This is a genomic window from Shewanella sp. Shew256, assembly GCF_002196695.1.
In the GTDB taxonomy this organism is placed as follows: Bacteria; Pseudomonadota; Gammaproteobacteria; order Enterobacterales; family Shewanellaceae; genus Shewanella; species Shewanella mangrovisoli.
In genome coordinates, this window is the sequence record NZ_NAJR01000001.1 from 546,000 (window position 1) to 562,487 (window position 16,488).

General features: G+C 50.3%; 19 protein-coding genes and 1 riboswitch. Of the genes, 15 read left to right on the forward strand and 4 right to left on the reverse strand.

The window, feature by feature from the left end; genetic code table 11:
• Window positions 1-18 precede the first annotated feature (18 nt).
• From B5P39_RS02290 to B5P39_RS02360, 15 genes are all read left to right on the forward strand, one after another.
• On the forward strand, window positions 19-741 hold the full coding sequence (locus tag B5P39_RS02290; protein WP_088210307.1) for a histidine phosphatase family protein: 723 nt from the start codon (window positions 19-21) through the stop codon (window positions 739-741).
• 172 nt (window positions 742-913) lie between these two features.
• A riboswitch (cobalamin riboswitch) is annotated at window positions 914-1,080 on the forward strand.
• Between the two features lie 133 nt (window positions 1,081-1,213).
• The gene (locus B5P39_RS02295; protein ID WP_088210308.1) at window positions 1,214-2,194 is read left to right on the forward strand and encodes an ABC transporter ATP-binding protein; all 981 of its coding nucleotides are present in this window, start codon (window positions 1,214-1,216) and stop codon (window positions 2,192-2,194) included.
• Window positions 2,191-3,339: a FecCD family ABC transporter permease gene (locus B5P39_RS02300; protein ID WP_088210309.1), complete on the forward strand. Its 1,149-nt coding sequence runs from the start codon at window positions 2,191-2,193 to the stop codon at window positions 3,337-3,339. Before B5P39_RS02295 ends, B5P39_RS02300 begins: the two co-directional genes overlap by 4 nt.
• Window positions 3,340-3,501: 162 nt before the next feature.
• Window positions 3,502-4,554, forward strand: coding sequence for a nicotinate-nucleotide--dimethylbenzimidazole phosphoribosyltransferase (gene cobT / locus B5P39_RS02305; protein ID WP_088210310.1), 1,053 nt, complete (start codon window positions 3,502-3,504; stop codon window positions 4,552-4,554).
• Between the two features lie 96 nt (window positions 4,555-4,650).
• The gene (locus B5P39_RS02310) at window positions 4,651-5,439 is read left to right on the forward strand and encodes an adenosylcobinamide-GDP ribazoletransferase (protein ID WP_011621638.1); all 789 of its coding nucleotides are present in this window, start codon (window positions 4,651-4,653) and stop codon (window positions 5,437-5,439) included.
• Complete coding sequence (gene cobU, locus B5P39_RS02315) at window positions 5,436-6,038, forward strand: bifunctional adenosylcobinamide kinase/adenosylcobinamide-phosphate guanylyltransferase (RefSeq protein ID WP_088210311.1); 603 nt, start codon at window positions 5,436-5,438, stop codon at window positions 6,036-6,038. The genes B5P39_RS02310 and cobU overlap by 4 nt, the downstream gene beginning before the upstream one ends.
• Window positions 6,039-6,125: 87 nt before the next feature.
• Window positions 6,126-7,751: a cobyric acid synthase gene (locus B5P39_RS02320; protein WP_176399839.1), complete on the forward strand. Its 1,626-nt coding sequence runs from the start codon at window positions 6,126-6,128 to the stop codon at window positions 7,749-7,751.
• Window positions 7,752-7,779: 28 nt separating this feature from the next.
• Window positions 7,780-8,415 (forward strand): cob(I)yrinic acid a,c-diamide adenosyltransferase, encoded by a 636-nt coding sequence (cobO, locus tag B5P39_RS02325; RefSeq protein ID WP_011718082.1) that lies wholly within the window; start codon window positions 7,780-7,782, stop codon window positions 8,413-8,415.
• Between the two features lie 157 nt (window positions 8,416-8,572).
• The gene (locus tag B5P39_RS02330) at window positions 8,573-9,610 is read left to right on the forward strand and encodes a DUF2235 domain-containing protein (protein ID WP_088210312.1); all 1,038 of its coding nucleotides are present in this window, start codon (window positions 8,573-8,575) and stop codon (window positions 9,608-9,610) included.
• Between the two features lie 14 nt (window positions 9,611-9,624).
• Window positions 9,625-10,449: a cobalamin-binding protein gene (locus tag B5P39_RS02335; protein ID WP_088210313.1), complete on the forward strand. Its 825-nt coding sequence runs from the start codon at window positions 9,625-9,627 to the stop codon at window positions 10,447-10,449.
• 71 nt (window positions 10,450-10,520) lie between these two features.
• Complete coding sequence (locus B5P39_RS02340) at window positions 10,521-11,075, forward strand: AAA family ATPase (RefSeq protein WP_088210314.1); 555 nt, start codon at window positions 10,521-10,523, stop codon at window positions 11,073-11,075.
• 10 nt (window positions 11,076-11,085) lie between these two features.
• A complete protein-coding gene (locus tag B5P39_RS02345; protein WP_011718078.1) occupies window positions 11,086-11,481 on the forward strand; it encodes a GNAT family N-acetyltransferase in 396 nt (131 codons plus the stop codon).
• A gap of 44 nt (window positions 11,482-11,525) precedes the next feature.
• Entirely contained in the window at window positions 11,526-11,909 is a 384-nt protein-coding gene (locus B5P39_RS02350) for an MAPEG family protein (protein ID WP_011718077.1), read from the forward strand.
• A 53-nt stretch (window positions 11,910-11,962) separates the two neighbouring features.
• Window positions 11,963-12,289 (forward strand): hypothetical protein, encoded by a 327-nt coding sequence (locus B5P39_RS02355; RefSeq protein WP_088210315.1) that lies wholly within the window; start codon window positions 11,963-11,965, stop codon window positions 12,287-12,289.
• Between the two features lie 330 nt (window positions 12,290-12,619).
• The gene (locus B5P39_RS02360) at window positions 12,620-12,844 is read left to right on the forward strand and encodes a hypothetical protein (RefSeq protein ID WP_088210316.1); all 225 of its coding nucleotides are present in this window, start codon (window positions 12,620-12,622) and stop codon (window positions 12,842-12,844) included.
• Window positions 12,845-13,000: 156 nt separating this feature from the next.
• Here B5P39_RS02360 and B5P39_RS02365 read toward each other — a convergent pair whose 3' ends face one another.
• From B5P39_RS02365 to pyrC, 4 genes are all read right to left on the reverse strand, one after another.
• Window positions 13,001-13,294, reverse strand: a complete 294-nt coding sequence (locus B5P39_RS02365; RefSeq protein WP_011621652.1) for a DUF3144 domain-containing protein — start codon at window positions 13,292-13,294, stop codon at window positions 13,001-13,003.
• Window positions 13,295-13,550: 256 nt separating this feature from the next.
• On the reverse strand, window positions 13,551-13,907 hold the full coding sequence (locus tag B5P39_RS02370; protein ID WP_086902732.1) for a nuclear transport factor 2 family protein: 357 nt from the start codon (window positions 13,905-13,907) through the stop codon (window positions 13,551-13,553).
• A gap of 160 nt (window positions 13,908-14,067) precedes the next feature.
• Window positions 14,068-15,114, reverse strand: coding sequence for a hypothetical protein (locus B5P39_RS02375; RefSeq protein ID WP_088210317.1), 1,047 nt, complete (start codon window positions 15,112-15,114; stop codon window positions 14,068-14,070).
• 136 nt (window positions 15,115-15,250) lie between these two features.
• Window positions 15,251-16,282, reverse strand: a complete 1,032-nt coding sequence (gene pyrC, locus B5P39_RS02380; RefSeq protein WP_088210401.1) for a dihydroorotase — start codon at window positions 16,280-16,282, stop codon at window positions 15,251-15,253.
• Window positions 16,283-16,488: the final 206 nt, after the last annotated feature.

The window sequence follows — 16,488 nt, forward strand, 5'->3', positions numbered from 1 at the left end:
GCTAAAAGGAAAGATTAGATGAAGCAGCTCTGGTTATTACTGTTACGCCATGGAGAATGCGAGGGCGGGGCTATTTTGCGGGGCCGAGTCGACGTGCCACTGAGCGACAAGGGCTGGCGGCAGATGTCGGCGGCGGTGGCGGCGCAGGCGACTGTGTGCCACGGCATTTATAGCTCGACCTCAAGGCGCTGCGCCGAGTTTGCTAAGGCCTTTGCGGCCGAGCTGCATTCGAGTGCGTCAGTAGGCATAAGTTTAGATGCGCCCGCGCCTTTGCCGCTCAAGGTCAACCTGCTGGAGGAGTTACAGGAAATAGCCTTCGGCGATTGGGATGGCTGCCTGCTCGATGACTTATATCAACGCGACGGCGAGCGGATGGCGGCCTATTGGCAGAATCCCTGGGAGGTGACGCCGCCTAATGGTGAAGCCATGGCAAACTTTGAAGCCCGTATCGATGGTGCGATAGCACAAATCCTCGATAAAGAGTTTGCCCTGCTGACTATGGATGATGAACAGGCCCATGGGGAGTTTAATGCCTGTGCACCCGCGGCTAATATCTGGGTGGTGACCCACGGCGGGGTTATTCGCCACTTGATGTCAAAAGCGCTGGGGGCGGTGAAAACCTTAGGTTTTTACAGTCAGCTCGCCTTACCCGTGGCGGCGGTGGTGACGATTAATGTGCTCGAGGATGAGCAAGGTAAAAGATACTGGCGTTTAGACTGGCCATCGGGCCACTGTGAGTAGCTTAAAAGCATCAGTCATCGGATGATGAAAATTTTCTGATTTAAACAGCATTGCCTAATGGGCAAGATATAGGATAATGCTTTTCCCTTACATTTGAGCCAGATAACGAACCCAGTACGTTAAGCTCAAAGGTCGCAGAAATAGGTGTTAGGAATTTTGCGCAATTTAGTGCTATTGCTTAAGGGCAACAGTGTTGAAGCGCGCCGGATAACCCAAACATAATAGGGAATCGGGGAGCTGCCCGTCAGTAGCCCGAACTGTACCCGCAACTGTGAGTAGTCGAAGAACTTTGTGTCTTCCCCTACGAGTCAGGATACCTGCCTATTTCTGTTTTCGCTGCGTGCAGCCTTAGTTCTCGAGCGGGTAACTCGAGGGAGCAGAAGATGACATTAATGAGTTTCGCCCTGTTGGCCCAAGCGGCTGCTGGCACAGATAACACCAATCAATATCCATGTGGGAGCAATCGTTAGTGATGCATTCCACATCGAGCCTTGCGCCCTTAGCGCCCGCTGCGACCTCCGCCAATATGGCACTTAAGGTCAGCCAATTGAGTTGGGCGATTGAGGGAAAAACCATCCTCTCGGAGATAAGCTTTGCCCTGCCGCAGGGGGAAATGCTCGGGCTGATAGGCCCCAACGGCGCGGGTAAATCCAGTTTGCTGCGCTGTTTATACCGCTTTATTCGCCCTGCTAAAGGTCATATCAGTCTGTTTTCGCAGGATATTAGCGAGCTGTCGCCCAAGGCGTTTGCCTGTAAAGTGGCGGTGGTGCAGCAGGATACGCCGCAATACTTCGATATGACCACAGAGCAATTGGTTGCCATGGGACTCACGCCGCACAAGGGGATGTTTGATACTAACTCCAGCGGCGATGGTGAAAAAATTGCTAAGGCGCTGGAAAAGGTAGGCCTCAGTCATAAAGTGCATCAACAATACGATCGTTTATCGGGCGGCGAGAAGCAACGCGCCCTGATCGCCCGTGCCATAGTACAGCAGCCGCAATTGTTGATTTTAGATGAGCCGACAAACCACCTCGATATCCGCTATCAAATTCAAATCTTAGAGCTAGTGCGAAGCCTTGGGATCAGCGTCATTGCCTCTATTCACGATCTTAATTTAGCCAGCGCCCTGTGCGACCACTTATTGCTGCTGGACAAGGGGCTGGTGAGTGCCATGGGCACGCCGGCTCAGGTTCTAACCGAGGAACGTATCGCCGAAGTCTTTGGGGTATGCGCCCAAGTGACGCCACATCCCCAGCATGGTAACCCCTTGATTAATTACTTTTATGGTTATCAAAAGCCCAAGAGCGATGCTGTGGACGCGGCGAGAGACTCCCACGCAGTTTCGGCTCAGGCTAGAGCGTCAGAGGCTTGCGCCTGCCATAACCCAGGTGCGCCAAACGAGGTCTTACAAAGAGCTGCAATGCTAAATGAGAGCGTCGAGAACACGCCATGATAGACACACTTAAACTGGTGACCATGAATTTTTTTAGCCACATTTTTACGCCGCTCACGCGCCAGCAATGGCTCATCTTAGGCTTGGCGGGTTTTGCCCTGCTCACCCCCATCGCCGCTGCGAGTTTTGGTGCGGCCAATATTAGCTTCTTAGATGTGCTGCAGGTGTTTATCAATAAACTCAGTCACTTGTTTATGGCCGATGAGGCCGTGAGCACCAGCAGCATGACAGAGCGGATTGTGATGGAGCTGCGACTGCCACGGATTATACTCGCCTTTGTGGCGGGGGCGGGGTTGTCTTTGGCGGGCAGCGTGCTGCAAACCGTGACTCGCAACCCTCTTGCCGATCCTTATCTGTTCGGCATTAGCTCCGGCGCCTCCTTTGGTGCCGTGGTCATGCTGACGCTATTCACAGGTTCTGGCCTGTTTGGCAATGCGGGCACGATCGCCAATTCGGGGATTTTTAGCGGTTCAGGGACTTTTGCTGGCTTGTTATGGTTTAGCTTACCCTTCGGCGCCTTTATTGGTGCCAGTCTGTCGGTGCTAATCGTGCTGGCGTTAGCTGGGTTAGGCCTTAAGAGTCAGGTGGAGCGCATGTTGCTCTCTGGCGTGGCGACCTCCTTTATGTTTAGCGCCTTAACCAGTTTATTGCTGTACTTTGCCAGCCCGCAGGCTACCGCATCGGTGTTATTTTGGAGCCTTGGCAGTTTTGCTAAGGCCAGTTGGTCGCTGCTGGTGCTGCCGTCTTTAGTGGTGCTACTTAGCTTTTTTATTATCCTAGGTTGGAAACGCCAAATCATGGCCCTGCAAGCGGGGGATGAAACGGCCCACACCTTAGGGGTGAATGTGCCTAAGCTGCGCCTCAATATGCTGCTGCTCTGCTCGCTTATCACCGCGATTTTAGTGGCTACTTGTGGTGGTATTGGCTTTGTCGGCTTGATGATCCCGCATACAGTTCGTTTGTTATTCCCCGGTCGTCAGCCCATCTTACTGATGGCGCTGGTGGGCGGCCTGTTTATGGTGTGGATTGATGTACTCGCCCGATGTTTGCTTGGCAATCAGGAATTACCCGTAGGGATTATCACCGCCGCGATTGGTAGCTTCTTCTTTTTGCTGATTTTGCGTCGGCGCAAGCTATCGAATTAGCATGGGTCTTATGGATTGCCGAAATTTAGTACTAAGTGCGTATGGCAAATTACAGCAGGATGCTTCGTAGTTGTTGTTCTAGAATGTGTTAGCGAACGTACTAGTAAATGAGTTATTAGCAGCGGATCTATCATTGGATCCGACATTGCCACTGGAGTGTGAATGCCTCAATCTGTCCCGTTATTTCAAATCGAGCCTGTGAGTAAAGCGCAGGATCAACTCATTCAGCAAAAGATCGATCTTAAGACTAAGCCGCCCGGCGCTCTGGGGCAGTTAGAGTCCTTAGCGTTGCAAATTGCCCGCATTCAAGGGCCGCAGCAATTACAGATAGTTAACCCTACCATGTTGGTGTTTGCCGGAGATCATGGGATTGCCGCCGAAGGCGTGTCGATTGCCCCGAGCGAAGTCACGCGGCAGATGGTGCAAAACTTTGCCCATGGCGGCGCGGCCATCAATGTGTTTTGTAGTCAGTTAGGCTTCAATCTGGAAGTGATTGATTGCGGTATTTTAACCCCAGTTGAAGATGCCGAAGGCATTATCGACCAACGCCTTGGCGCGGGAACGGCCGCGATTCACTTAGAACCTGCCATGACGTTAGCCTGCGTGGATAAGGGCTTTGCCATGGCGCAGGCGTTAATCGAGCGTCACCATCAGGCGGGCTGTAACTTGGTCGCATTTGGTGAGATGGGTATAGGCAATACTTCGTCAGCGGCGGCAATTATGGCGGCCATTATGCAACTCGATGTAGCCGACTGTGTTGGCCGTGGTACGGGCATCAATAGCGAAACCTTAGAGCGTAAACAGATGCTTATCGAACTCGCGCTGCTGTTACACCAGAGTGCGATGACAGGGCCTCGGCAAGTGCTGGCCTGTTTGGGCGGCTTTGAAATTGTGCAAATGACGGGGGCCATGCTCGCCGCTGCCGAGCGCAAGATGCTGGTCGTGGTGGATGGTTTTATTGCGACCGCAGCGGCTTTGGTTGCCGTGACTATCAATGCGAATGTGCGGGATTATTTGATTTTTGCCCACCGCTCCGAGGAGCAAGGTCATCAGCGTATGTTGGAACATTTAAAGGCTAAGCCATTGTTATCTTTAGGGCTGAGATTAGGCGAAGGCACGGGCGCTGCCTTGGCATTGCCATTAATTCAAGCCGCTGTAAATTTTTACAATCAAATGGCGAGTTTTAGTGATGCGGGGATTGAGGCTGTTGTATGATGTGCGCTGCTAAGTGGCTTATTTAAAATAATAACTTTTAGCAGACCTTTTTAATCTTAAACCTTGCAGCAAGTGTTAATTCACTAAGGATGCTTTATGTCAGAACGCGAAAGCTGGCACAAAGAGATAGATTTGTTTTTAGTGGCCATGGGCTATTTTACCCGCATTCCTATGCCCAAATGGGTTGAGGTCGATGCTGACAAACTCAACAAAGCCAGCCGTTACTTTGGCTTAGTGGGCCTGCTGGTGGGTCTACTCAGTGCCATCGTGTTTTGGCTCACCCAAAACTGGTTGCCCGCCGGCGTGTCTGTGCTGCTGTCTATGGTCACGGGCGTGCTGTTAACGGGTGGTTTTCACGAGGACGGTTTAGCCGATACCTTCGATGGTTTCGGTGGCGGTTGGACGGCGGAAGACAAGCTGCGGATCATGAAGGACTCTCGCCTTGGGAGCTACGGCGCCTTGGCTTTGATGCTCGTGCTGATGCTCAAGTGGCAATTATTAGTGGAACTCGCACTTTATGATCCCGTGGTTGCAGGCTCGGCGATGATCGTCGCCCACACTGTGAGCCGCGTAGTTGCCGCCAGCCTTATCTTTACCGAGAAATATGTGCGCGACGATGAGTCCAGTAAATCCAAGCCGTTAGCGCAGCATCAAGGTATTAATGAACTGTTTATTTTAATCGCCAGCGGCGTGTTAGTGCTGCTAGTGCTTAAGGGGATTGCCGCGCTGTCACTGTTATTGGTGATGATAGGTCTACGCCGTTTGATTGTGGTGATCTTTAGACGCCAAATCGGTGGTTACACGGGCGATACCTTAGGTGCGGCGCAGCAGATCTGCGAAATCGTCTGTTACTTCGTGCTGCTTGTTGTGGGTAGCATACTGTGATCCATTTAGTGCTAGGCGGCGCGCGTAGCGGTAAGAGCCGCTACGGCGAAGCCTTAGTGCGCCAGTATACCGCCTTAGGATTCGATGCCTGCTATCTGGCGACTGCACAGGCGCTCGATGCCGAAATGAGCAGTCGCATTCGTTTACATCAGGATGGACGTGCCAAGGATGATATCGACTGGCAACTCGTCGAAGAACCCTTGGCATTAACCGCTAAGCTCAAACATTTAGCCAAACCCGGCCGAGTGATTCTGGTGGATTGTTTAACGCTTTGGCTCACCAATCAATTACTTGCACAAAGCCCCGAGGCAGAACCCGCTTCAACGGAATCGGACTTTGCCTTGGATTTTGCCCGCTCTCGCCATGAGCCTTTAGAACACTGGCGGCAGCAGCGCGCCGATTTTATCCAGACCTTAAGCACCCTTGAGGGCGTAGTGATTTTAATCAGCAATGAGGTCGGCTCTGGCATTGTGCCCTTGGGTGAATTGAGTCGTCAGTTTGTCGATGAGGCGGGTTGGTTAAATCAGGCCGTTGCCGAGGTGGCGGATAATGTGACCTTAGTGGTGGCGGGTCTACCACTGGTGCTTAAATCGAGCTAAGACAAAGTTTTATCGACGCATTCTTAGTGAGGGAGCGAACCGATTCCACTTTAGTTTATTTTCCTCTATTGAGTGATGTTTTTGCCCATGAATTCAAATAACGCCTCTAATCCTACTTCAGCCTTGTCGCAAAACCAGTTTCAAGATGTTGTAAGCCAAAGTGAAGCTCAGCATTCTGGCGCTAAAGTGCTTATGGTGCAGGGAACCACCTCGGATGCGGGCAAAAGTACGCTAGTGGCGGGGATTTGTCGATTGCTCGCCCGTGAAAGGGTTAAGATCGCGCCTTTTAAACCACAGAATATGGCGCTCAATAGCGCAGTCACCATTGATGGTGGGGAGATTGGCCGCGCTCAGGCGCTGCAAGCCGCAGCCTGTTTTCTCGCGCCGCACACGGATTTTAATCCCATCCTGCTTAAGCCAAGTTCGGACACGGGCGCACAGATCATAGTGCACGGTAAAGCCTTAACCACCTTAGAGGCCTCTGCCTTTTTCGGGGAAAAGTCTAAGGATTATAAAGCCATGGCGCTAAATGCCGTGCTGGAATCCTTTGGCCGTTTAGGTCAGCAATACCAAACGATTGTGGTTGAAGGGGCGGGAAGCCCGGCGGAAATTAATCTGCGTGAAGGTGATATCGCCAATATGGGCTTTGCCGAGGCGGTCGACTGCCCGGTGATCATCATTGCCGATATCGATAAAGGCGGGGTGTTTGCCCATTTAGTGGGTACCTTAGCGCTGCTGTCACCCTCCGAGCAGTCTAGGGTAAAAGGCTTTGTGATCAATCGTTTTCGCGGCGATATCAGCCTGCTACAGTCTGGTCTCGATTGGCTCGAGGCCCATACGCAAAAACCTGTGTTGGGAGTGTTGCCCTATTTGCATGATTTGCATTTAGACGCCGAGGATGCGCTTATCGAATCGCCCACTAAGCAGGAAAAAAGCCGTTTTAAGGTGCGGGTATTAGTGTATCCCCGCACCAGTAATCACACGGATTTTGACCCGCTTAGACTGCACCCGGATATCGATTTTGATTATGTCTCGCTCCAGACTCAAGCCTTCGCACAGACGCAGGAGATTGCCGCCGATCTGCTGATTTTACCCGGCAGCAAGAATGTCCGAGCAGACTTGGCTTTTTTGCGCGAGCAGGGCTGGGATAAACAAATTGCCAAGCATCTACGCTACGGCGGTAAGCTGCTGGGGATTTGCGGCGGCTATCAAATGTTGGGTGAAAGCATTGCCGATCCCATGGGGATTGAAGACACGCTCGGCGTGAGCCAAGGGCTCGGATATTTACCCATTACCACCGAATTTAAGGCTGAAAAACAGCTACGTAGGGTCACTGGCAATTTAGCGCTGCAAGGGCAACAAGTAGAGGTGAAGGGCTATGAGATCCACTGCGGTGAGTCCCAATATCTCACGTCCAGTGATGCCGCCAAGAGTGCGCCATTACGCTTGAAAAGTGAGAGTACTTGCGATCAACAGGCAGAAAAGCCTTTTGCCGATGGCTGTTTAAGTGACGACGGGCAAGTGCTCGGCAGCTATTTACATGGGCTATTCGACAGCCCAGAGGCCTGCCAGCTCGTCCTTCACTGGGCTGGGTTGGAAAATGCTCAAGCGATTGATATCAATGATATTCGCGAACAACACTTGGATCGCTTGGCCGACGTATTAGCCGAGCACCTCGATATGCAAAAGCTCGCATCCATTATAAATGCATAAGTGTTAGCAGTAGGAAGAACAGAAAATCATGACAGTAGAGAACGAAAAACAGCTCGACAACGAGCAAGCGCAAATCAAGGCCGAACGCCATAAGGCGCGTCAGCAAAAAGTGAAGGCAGGTGTGGACGCTAAAATTGCCGCCGCCCAAGAAGAAAAAGGCATTCTACTGGTGCTCACAGGCAATGGCAAAGGCAAGTCGACCTCAGGTTTTGGCACGGTTGCCCGCGCGGTCGGCCATGGCAAAAAAGCGGCAGTAGTGCAATTTATCAAGGGCACATGGGAGTGTGGTGAGCGTAATTTGCTTGAAGGTGCGGGCGTGGCCTTTCATGTGATGGGCACAGGCTTTACCTGGGAAACCCAAGACAGAGAAAAGGACACTGCCGCAGCCCTCGTGGCGTGGGAAGCCGCCGAAGCCTTACTTCAAGACGAGAGTATTGATTGTTTAATGCTCGATGAGCTGACCTATATGGTGAGTTACCATTACCTCGATGTAGAGCGGGTGCTCACGGCGCTGAAAAACCGTCCGCCGATGCAGCATGTGATTATCACTGGCCGTGCTTGCCACCGCGCGATTATTGAACTGGCGGATACGGTCAGCGAAGTGCAACCCATTAAACATGCCTTCGAAGCGGGCATAAAAGCGCAGCCGGGATTCGACTATTAAGCAGGGCGGCTAAGGTGGATGGGTTACACCACGAGCCGCCCTTTAAACCCAAGTAGGGCTGTTGTTCCTCGGTAAAATCCGTTAGCGTCTCTATCGTTAGCGTTTTTATTGATAGCATGAGTAGCATGAGTAGCATGGGTAACTCAAGGATGATGCGATGAATAAACGTATTGTGATTTGTGCCGACGGTACTTGGAATCGGCCTGAGAAAGACCTTAAGGTGGATTTTCCCACCAATGTGCTGCGTCTGGCGCGGGCTATCAGCCCGATGGCGGCCGATGGTAAACCCCAGCAGGTGTTTTACGACTGGGGCGTTGGCTCCTATTACGATCAAGCCATCGGCGGCGCGACGGGGCGTGGGCTGCACAAAAACATCATGGATGGTTACCGCTACATAGTGCAGAACTACTCCCCCGGTGATGAGATCTATCTCTTTGGCTTTAGCCGAGGCGCTTACACAGTGCGCTGTTTGTGTGGCCTTATCAATAATTGCGGCATCCTCAAGCGCCACGATGCGAGGCTGATTCAACAAGCCTTTGACCACTATAAAAAAAGCAGTGCACCCTTTGCCCCAAGCGGCGATAAATCCGTTGAATTTAGACAAAAGCATAGCCACGAATCGCGGGAGATTAAGTTTGTCGGCGTGTGGGATACGGTGGGCGCCATGGGGATCCCGATTTCGTTCCTCGGCTTATTCGAAGATAAAGACGAGTTTTACGACACTAAGATTGGCCGCAATGTGCGGGTTGCCCGCCATGCCTTGGCGATAGACGAACACCGCAGCGACTTCGAACCCACGATTTGGCAACTGCGCGACAATATGGATATGCAGCAGGTCTGGTTTGCAGGCGCCCATAGCAATATTGGCGGCAGCTATCTGCCAGATAAGGACGGTTCGCTATTGTCGGATAATGCGCTCGCATGGATGATGGCCGAGGCTGAGCGATTTAATTTGAGCTTAGAGCCGCACCTTGCGGCGAGTTTGCACCCCAATCCTTTGGCAACCTTACACGACTCGCGCCGCAGTTTTTACCGAATTAAGCAATCCTATTTGCGCCCAATTGACCCTAACGTCGCGCCCGTGTTGCTGCATCGTTCGGTGAAAACCCGCTGGGATCAAGACCCTAAATATCGGCCTAAAAACCTGCAGACCTACCTTGAGCTGTACGGCTGGCCAGAAGAATTCATCGATTAAATATAAGGAATATCATGTTAATGCGACGCTTTATTGCCCTCGGCCTGAGCTTGGCGCTGTTACCCATAGCGACGATGGCCGAGCCTGCAAAACGTATTATTGCGCTTTCGCCCCACGCGGTTGAAATGCTCTACGCCATCGGCGCGGGGGAGTCGATTCTGGCCGCGACAGATTATGCGGATTATCCTGAAGCGGCGAAAAAAATCCCCAGTATCGGTGGTTATTATGGGATCCAGATTGAGCGGGTATTAGAGCTTAATCCCGATCTGATTGTGGTCTGGGATACGGGCAATAAAGCCGAGGATATCAATCAACTCAAAAACTTAGGTTTTAAACTCTATAGCAGCTCCCCAAAGACGCTTGAGGATGTCGCCAAAGAAATTGAGGAGTTAGGTGAGCTGACAGGACAGACAGAGCAGGCGACTCGAGTGGCGGCGGATTATCGCAGTGAGCTGCTGCGATTACGTAGCGAGAATGCGGCTAAATCCGAGCCAAAGGTGTTTTATCAGCTATGGTCTACGCCGTTAATGACGGTCGCGAAAAACAGTTGGATCCAGCAGATTATCGGTGTTTGCCATGGCAAAAACGTTTTCTACGATGCGGCGAGTGATTACCCACAGGTGAGTTTAGAGAACGTATTACTGACCTTGCCCGAGGTGATTTTACAGAGCGAAGAGGAGGGTAATGTCAAAGGGGTTGATTGGAGCCAATGGGCCGAAATCCCCGCGGTTAAAAACCAGCATATTTATCAATTAAATGCCGACTTATTGCACCGCGCGACGCCCAGAGCGTTACTCGGAGTAAAAGCCGTATGTGATGCCTTGGATAAAGCACGTTAACTAAAGCGTGTTACTAAAGTGCGTTAATAGTCTATTGCAGCAGGGAATGCGCGTAAGGGGAGGGGATAAAGATGTCGACACCAATCAATGTTAGTGTAGATATCTGTTCAGGCGCCAATTCAGAAATCAGTAATAAGGGCACACTTGTGCTGCTGTGCGGCAAGATGGGCGCGGGTAAATCGACCTTGGCTCGTGAACTGGCCAAGGGTGAACGCTGCGTGCTCATCAGTGAAGATGAATGGCTAGCGACTTTATATCCAAATGAAATTAAAGACTTTGATGCCTATATTCATTACGCCGCTCGCCTAAAACCGCTACTGAAGCGCCATATTGAGGCACTGCTGCTGGCCGGATTAACTGTGGTCATGGATTTTCCTGCTAATACCCTCAATCAAAGGCGTTGGTTGCTGGGCTTGAGTCTCGATACGGGGGCGGCCCATAGACTGATTTACCTAAAGCACAGCGATGAGTTATGTCTGAGTCGCCTTGCCCTGCGCCGGCAAGCAGAGCCGGAACGCGCCCAGTTCGATACCGAAGCCGTGTACTGGCATGTGAGCAGTTTCTTTCAAGCGCCCACGGAAGAAGAGGGCCTTAATATTGAAATCCTTGAGTCATCAGACTGTTGAGTAATGAACTATGTACCAAGTGATAGAGCAAGTGGCGTCGGTTGAAGATTTTATCCGTTTACGGCAGATTTCGGGCCTAAGTCCTCGACCTTTGGCGGGCGTCGTCAAGGCGCTGCCAAAGAGTTTATACGGCGTGCAAATTAACTGTGGTACCCAAACCGTGGGTATGGGGCGGGTTGTGGGGGATGGGGCGATTAACTTTGAGATCGTCGATGTGGCTGTGGATCCTGAGCATCAAGGCAAGGGGCTTGGCCGATTGATTATGCAGCATATTATGGCCTACCTAGACCGTGAGGCTTTTACGGGGGCTTATATCACCTTAATGGCCGATGTGCCTGAACTCTATGAAAAATTTGGTTTTAAATTCAGTCGTCCCGCCAGCGAAGGCATGTATCTGGTGAAATAGGTGCAGGCCTGCATACACAACAAAAACAATAGGATCCCTTAAAGATGAACACGTTACTGATTTGCTTATTTATCGCTATGTTATTGCCTTACTTAGCTAAAGGCCCAGTCGCATGGGCAATGGCCAAAGCCGGCGGTTATGATAATCATCATCCGCGAACTCAACAGGCGCAATTAACCGGATTTGGTGCGCGGGCACTCGCTGGACATCAAAACGCCTTCGAATCCCTACTGATTTTTGGTTTGGCCGTAGTGACGGTTATCGCCACGGGCAAAGTCACTGCGACTGCCGAGTGGTTGGCGGTTGTGCATATTGTCGCGCGGGTGGCGTATCAGATCTTGTATCTACTGAACAAAGGCACATTACGTTCACTGTCTTGGTTTGTGGCGATTTTCAGCGCCTTTGGGGTCTTCTTCCAAGCCTTTTAACGGCCAGGTGTGAGTTTACAGTGATGTGAGTCTCTAAGATCGACGGAGTTGAGATGAGAGTAGTGGATACTGAGAATCGAGCCTGGTTTTTGTTTGAACATGAGGGCGAACTTTATCTGGATGCTAACTGCAGTATGAGTGCATTTGGTTATCACTACTTGATCCCATTAAATGAACAGGAATCTGCGCGCTATCGTGAGATGGGGCGAGCATACTTAACGCAACTCGCCTACAACATTCATTATTCGGTGCCGATTGCTGAAAACAGCCGCTCAATTTATCGAGGCAGAGATAAATCCAGAGAGTTTGAACCCTTATCTCGTCGTGCAATCCAGCTATGGCGGGAAAGGGGTCTCCAACAACTTAAGACTGCACTCTAGCTTAGGCTTGGCTTGCTGTGTCAAAAATCACAATTGATGAATTTATCGTCGACTTTCTGACATTAGTTAAGCAGTACATGATTTATTGTCACTTAAAAAACTATGTCAAATAATCGCTCATTTTTAATGGTTAATAGCCAATTTTGACGGCTAGAAGCTGACTTTGGTCTCAAATAGCTAAATTGATGTAATTAAAGGTTTTTGTGTTTTTGTATCCTATTGAATAATGGTGGTAATTTGACAATTTTAAGCCATTAAATTGACAGTTTTCTTTATGAAAAACCTCAGTTATATTGCAGTTGTTGATACAATTGTTGAGGTTTAAAAACCATGTTACGTCTAATGACCTATGGCATTGTCGCCTTTGCATCTTGGTTTATTTATCAGGATGTTTCCGACCATTTTGGAATGGAGACCTTTGATAAGGTCTTGGTGGAGAATGTGCAACATAAGGTAGAGGCTCGAAAGGCAAAAGCAGCGGCGGAGCTATATGCTCAGCAGCTTAAGCGTCAGGCCGCAGCCGACTGCCAAACGACAAACGCATGCACTCAATAACGGCGATGTATCATCTTTGTTCTTGCTGCGCATAAGTAAGAAGCTGTTCGCCACAGTGTCATAGTAGAGGGGCAAATAATCCTATTTGCCCCTCTTGGGCTTATGAGCCCTAAACCAACCAAAGCAATTCTATTAGAGCAATTGTTTATTCACTGACTACTTTTGTGTGGCGCGGTAGTGGTCGAAGTTTTCGATATAGTCTTCGAGATTGGCGTCAATCATCTCTTTGTAGCGTTCGATATAGTAATCCATCATTTCCTGTTTTTTGGCCTGCATTTGTTCTTTGGATTCAAAGCTGGTTGAGCCAAACCAAGCGTTGTAGCGGGCGACGGCCCACATAAAGGAAGCGCTGACCTCACCTGTTTGGATCTCGGTGTTTTGGTTTTGCTGGTTCGCGAGCTTAATCATCTCGGTGGCACGTTCGTAAAAGGCTTGTTGGTTATCAGACATCAGCAATTCCTATTGTTGGGCAAAATGAAGAGGGCGTTGAGTGCATCGCCCTTTAGGCTGTTACTAATAACCCTAAGGTATTTTGTGGTTGAGGGACAGTCGTGCGCTTCACAGAATCCGTTGATATCACACCAAAAGGCGGCGCCGAAATGAAATATGGGATAGGCGTAACATTTTTCACTGCTTTAGCGAGCGCCTTTGCCGCAGATGCTTGTTGTTACGCCAGTCAGCTTGATATGACCATTTAGCGCGCGCTTTAGTTAGCGGCAAAGCTCCACATCGCTTGGATAAGGCCATTAGCGACTTCAAAGACCACCATGACTTCAAAGGGCTCCTCGCGGATGCCGCTGATCCGTTCGTGATCGACCACCTTATTGCCGACCACCATACGATTGAGGATCTCGGCGTGCAGATGCGGCAAGTTAAAGCGTTCATTTTGATAGAAATCACTAAAGGCGGCCTTGCCTCGGATCACGGGCTCTGTGGCGGGTGGGCGGTAAATACAAACATCGTCGCTAAAGAGCGCGACAAAGCTTGCAAGATCGTGTCGGTTATAGGCGACTAACTGGGCTTGCACTAAGGCTTCGGCTGTTTGTTCTGCTATCTGGGGCATTTGCTGGCTCAAGCTATCTTCCTTCAAAATAGGGGCTGAATCTGACAAGAGACGTTAGCCCGTTAAGGTTTGCGAGAAAGGGCTTTCTAACGCTTATTATCGTTATCTCAGCCTGCTTTCCCGCCATCGCGATTAATGATTGAATTTATATTAAATTATATTATTCCAATAACTTAAGCTGCGTTTGCCCCCAAGGTGTGGCAAAGGGCATGGCTTCTTGTGGGGTTAAGGTAAACTCCAGCTCACAACCATCGCCACGGGGCATTTCCCAAAACTTAACCCCATTCGTCTCGAGGGTGAGCTGAAAATACCCAGAGCCGTCGGCTCTTGGGCATTCGGTATCAGGAACCGCATTAGCAAACAACCTTTCTTTAAGTGCAGGAGGGAGCTGATAACTCATGCTTTCTGGCAAGGTTTGCGAGGGTTTATCGGCAATAAACCACTGCCACGGATGGAAAGGTTTACCATCGGCGAGGGAGAAGCTAACAAACTCTTGGCTGATCCCATTGGCGCCAAAACCCGCCGCCCAGCGATATAAGCGCACGCTGAGCCAATGCTGATTGAGGAAAATCGGTTCAGCATAAGTTTCATCGGCCACAAAGTGGCCCATTTGCGACAACATTCTGCGGCGAGTATCAAAGGTCTGTGCCAGCTGCGCATCATCGGTGAGCTTTTTCTCAAGCCACTGATTAATGGCGGAAATGCCTTTTTGCGGGCCGTTAAATTCGATACCGACTTCGGTGCCATAGGTCAGCGGACGGTATTCAATGGTTTGAAAAGCTTGCCATTTTCCGCGGCTCAGTGAAGGTTTGGTTTCAAGTGGCAGATTGTAGGCATCGGCGCTGCAGTCATCCTGATTATCCGGGCTGAGTTGGCGCTCAAGCTTTATGGGTAAGGATTTACCGGAATTGCCTTTAAACCAATGGCCGCTGAGTTGCTGCGCCGTAGCGCTATCGAACTGCCAGTTTCCGGTATTGTTTTCTTCTTTCCAAATACCGTTTTGCAGCTCGAGCTGTATTGGGGTTAAGTAGCGTTGATAGTAGTAACTGCCACTGCCGTATTGGTTAAAGCAGACTCTAACACTGCTTTTACCCAGCGTGCCCTGCCAAATACCTGAGAGTTCATCGGCGGCAAAAGTGCTGAGTGGCAGCGTAGTGGCAAATAATAGGCTTGAGGACAACAGCTTAAGTAACTTCCGTGTATTCATGTTTTTTCTCTTAAAAGATAATCGCTTATGGCGTTATTTGCTGGTTATAAAAAAGTCGCCCTAAGGCGACTCTTAACGGTTTAGATCTCGATAAACGGCAGATTTAGATAGCCGTTTATCGCGTCAAAAGGCCCGTTTATTCGACTTGCCAATCGATTTGTTCGCCAGCGCGAATTGGCACAACATTGTTGTCGCCAAGTGGGTAACTGACGGGCACATCCCAAGATTTTTTCACTAGGGTGATGGTATCGCTGTTGCGGGGCAGATTGTAAAAATCTGGGCCGTTGAAGCTGGCAAAGGCTTCTAATTTATCCAGCGCATTGACCGATTCAAAGGCTTCTGCGTACAGCTCAATGGCCGCATGGGCAGTATAAGAACCCGCGCAGCCACAGGCGGCTTCTTTACGATCTTTAGCGTGTGGCGCAGAGTCGGTACCGAGGAAGAACTTCTTATTGCCACTGGCCGCGGCACCTAACAGCGCTTGCTGGTGGGTATTGCGCTTTAAAATCGGCAGGCAATAGAAGTGCGGACGAATACCGCCAGCCAACATATGGTTGCGGTTATAGAGCAAGTGGTGCGCGGTGATCGTGGCGGCCACGTTTTCAGACGCTTGAGTCACAAAATCGACCGCATCCTTAGTGGTGATATGCTCGAGAACGATTTTAAGCTTAGGGAAATCGGCCACGATCTTGCTGAGGATATTCTCAATAAATACCCGCTCACGGTCGAAAATATCAATCGATGAATCAGTCACTTCACCATGCACTAGGAACAACATGCCCACTTCCTGCATCGCTTCGAGGGCGGGGTAGATGTTCTTCAAATCGGTCACGCCAGAATCCGAGTTGGTGGTCGCGCCTGCTGGGTAGAGTTTCGCGGCAACGATTTTGCCCGAGGCTTTGGCTTTACGGATTTCTTCTGGGCTGGTTTTGTCGGTGAGATACAACACCATTAAGGGTTCAAATTGCGAGCCAGCTGGCACTTGCGCCTTGATACGATCGTAATAAGCCAATGCGGTTTCGGTATCGATAGCGGGAGGAGCCAGGTTAGGCATGACGATAGCGCGGCCCATATAGCGGCTGATATCGCGAACCGTGTCTTTTAATTGTGCGCCGTCTCTTAGGTGAATGTGCCAGTCGTCAGGACGAGTAATAGTGAGTGTTGTCATAGGGCGATTCATCTTGTTGAATATTTTTGCTGCGAGGGTGGCAGGATCTTATGTGGCAAGGATTTAGCTGTAAAGGGAAACTCAGACAATTCGCTAAGAAAAGTGTTAACACATGTTGAATGCTCACAGCCAGTCTTTCACTTAGCTTTACCCCCCATCTCGAGCGGACACTTTCTCGAAAATCTGCGGACACTTTTTAATAAAGC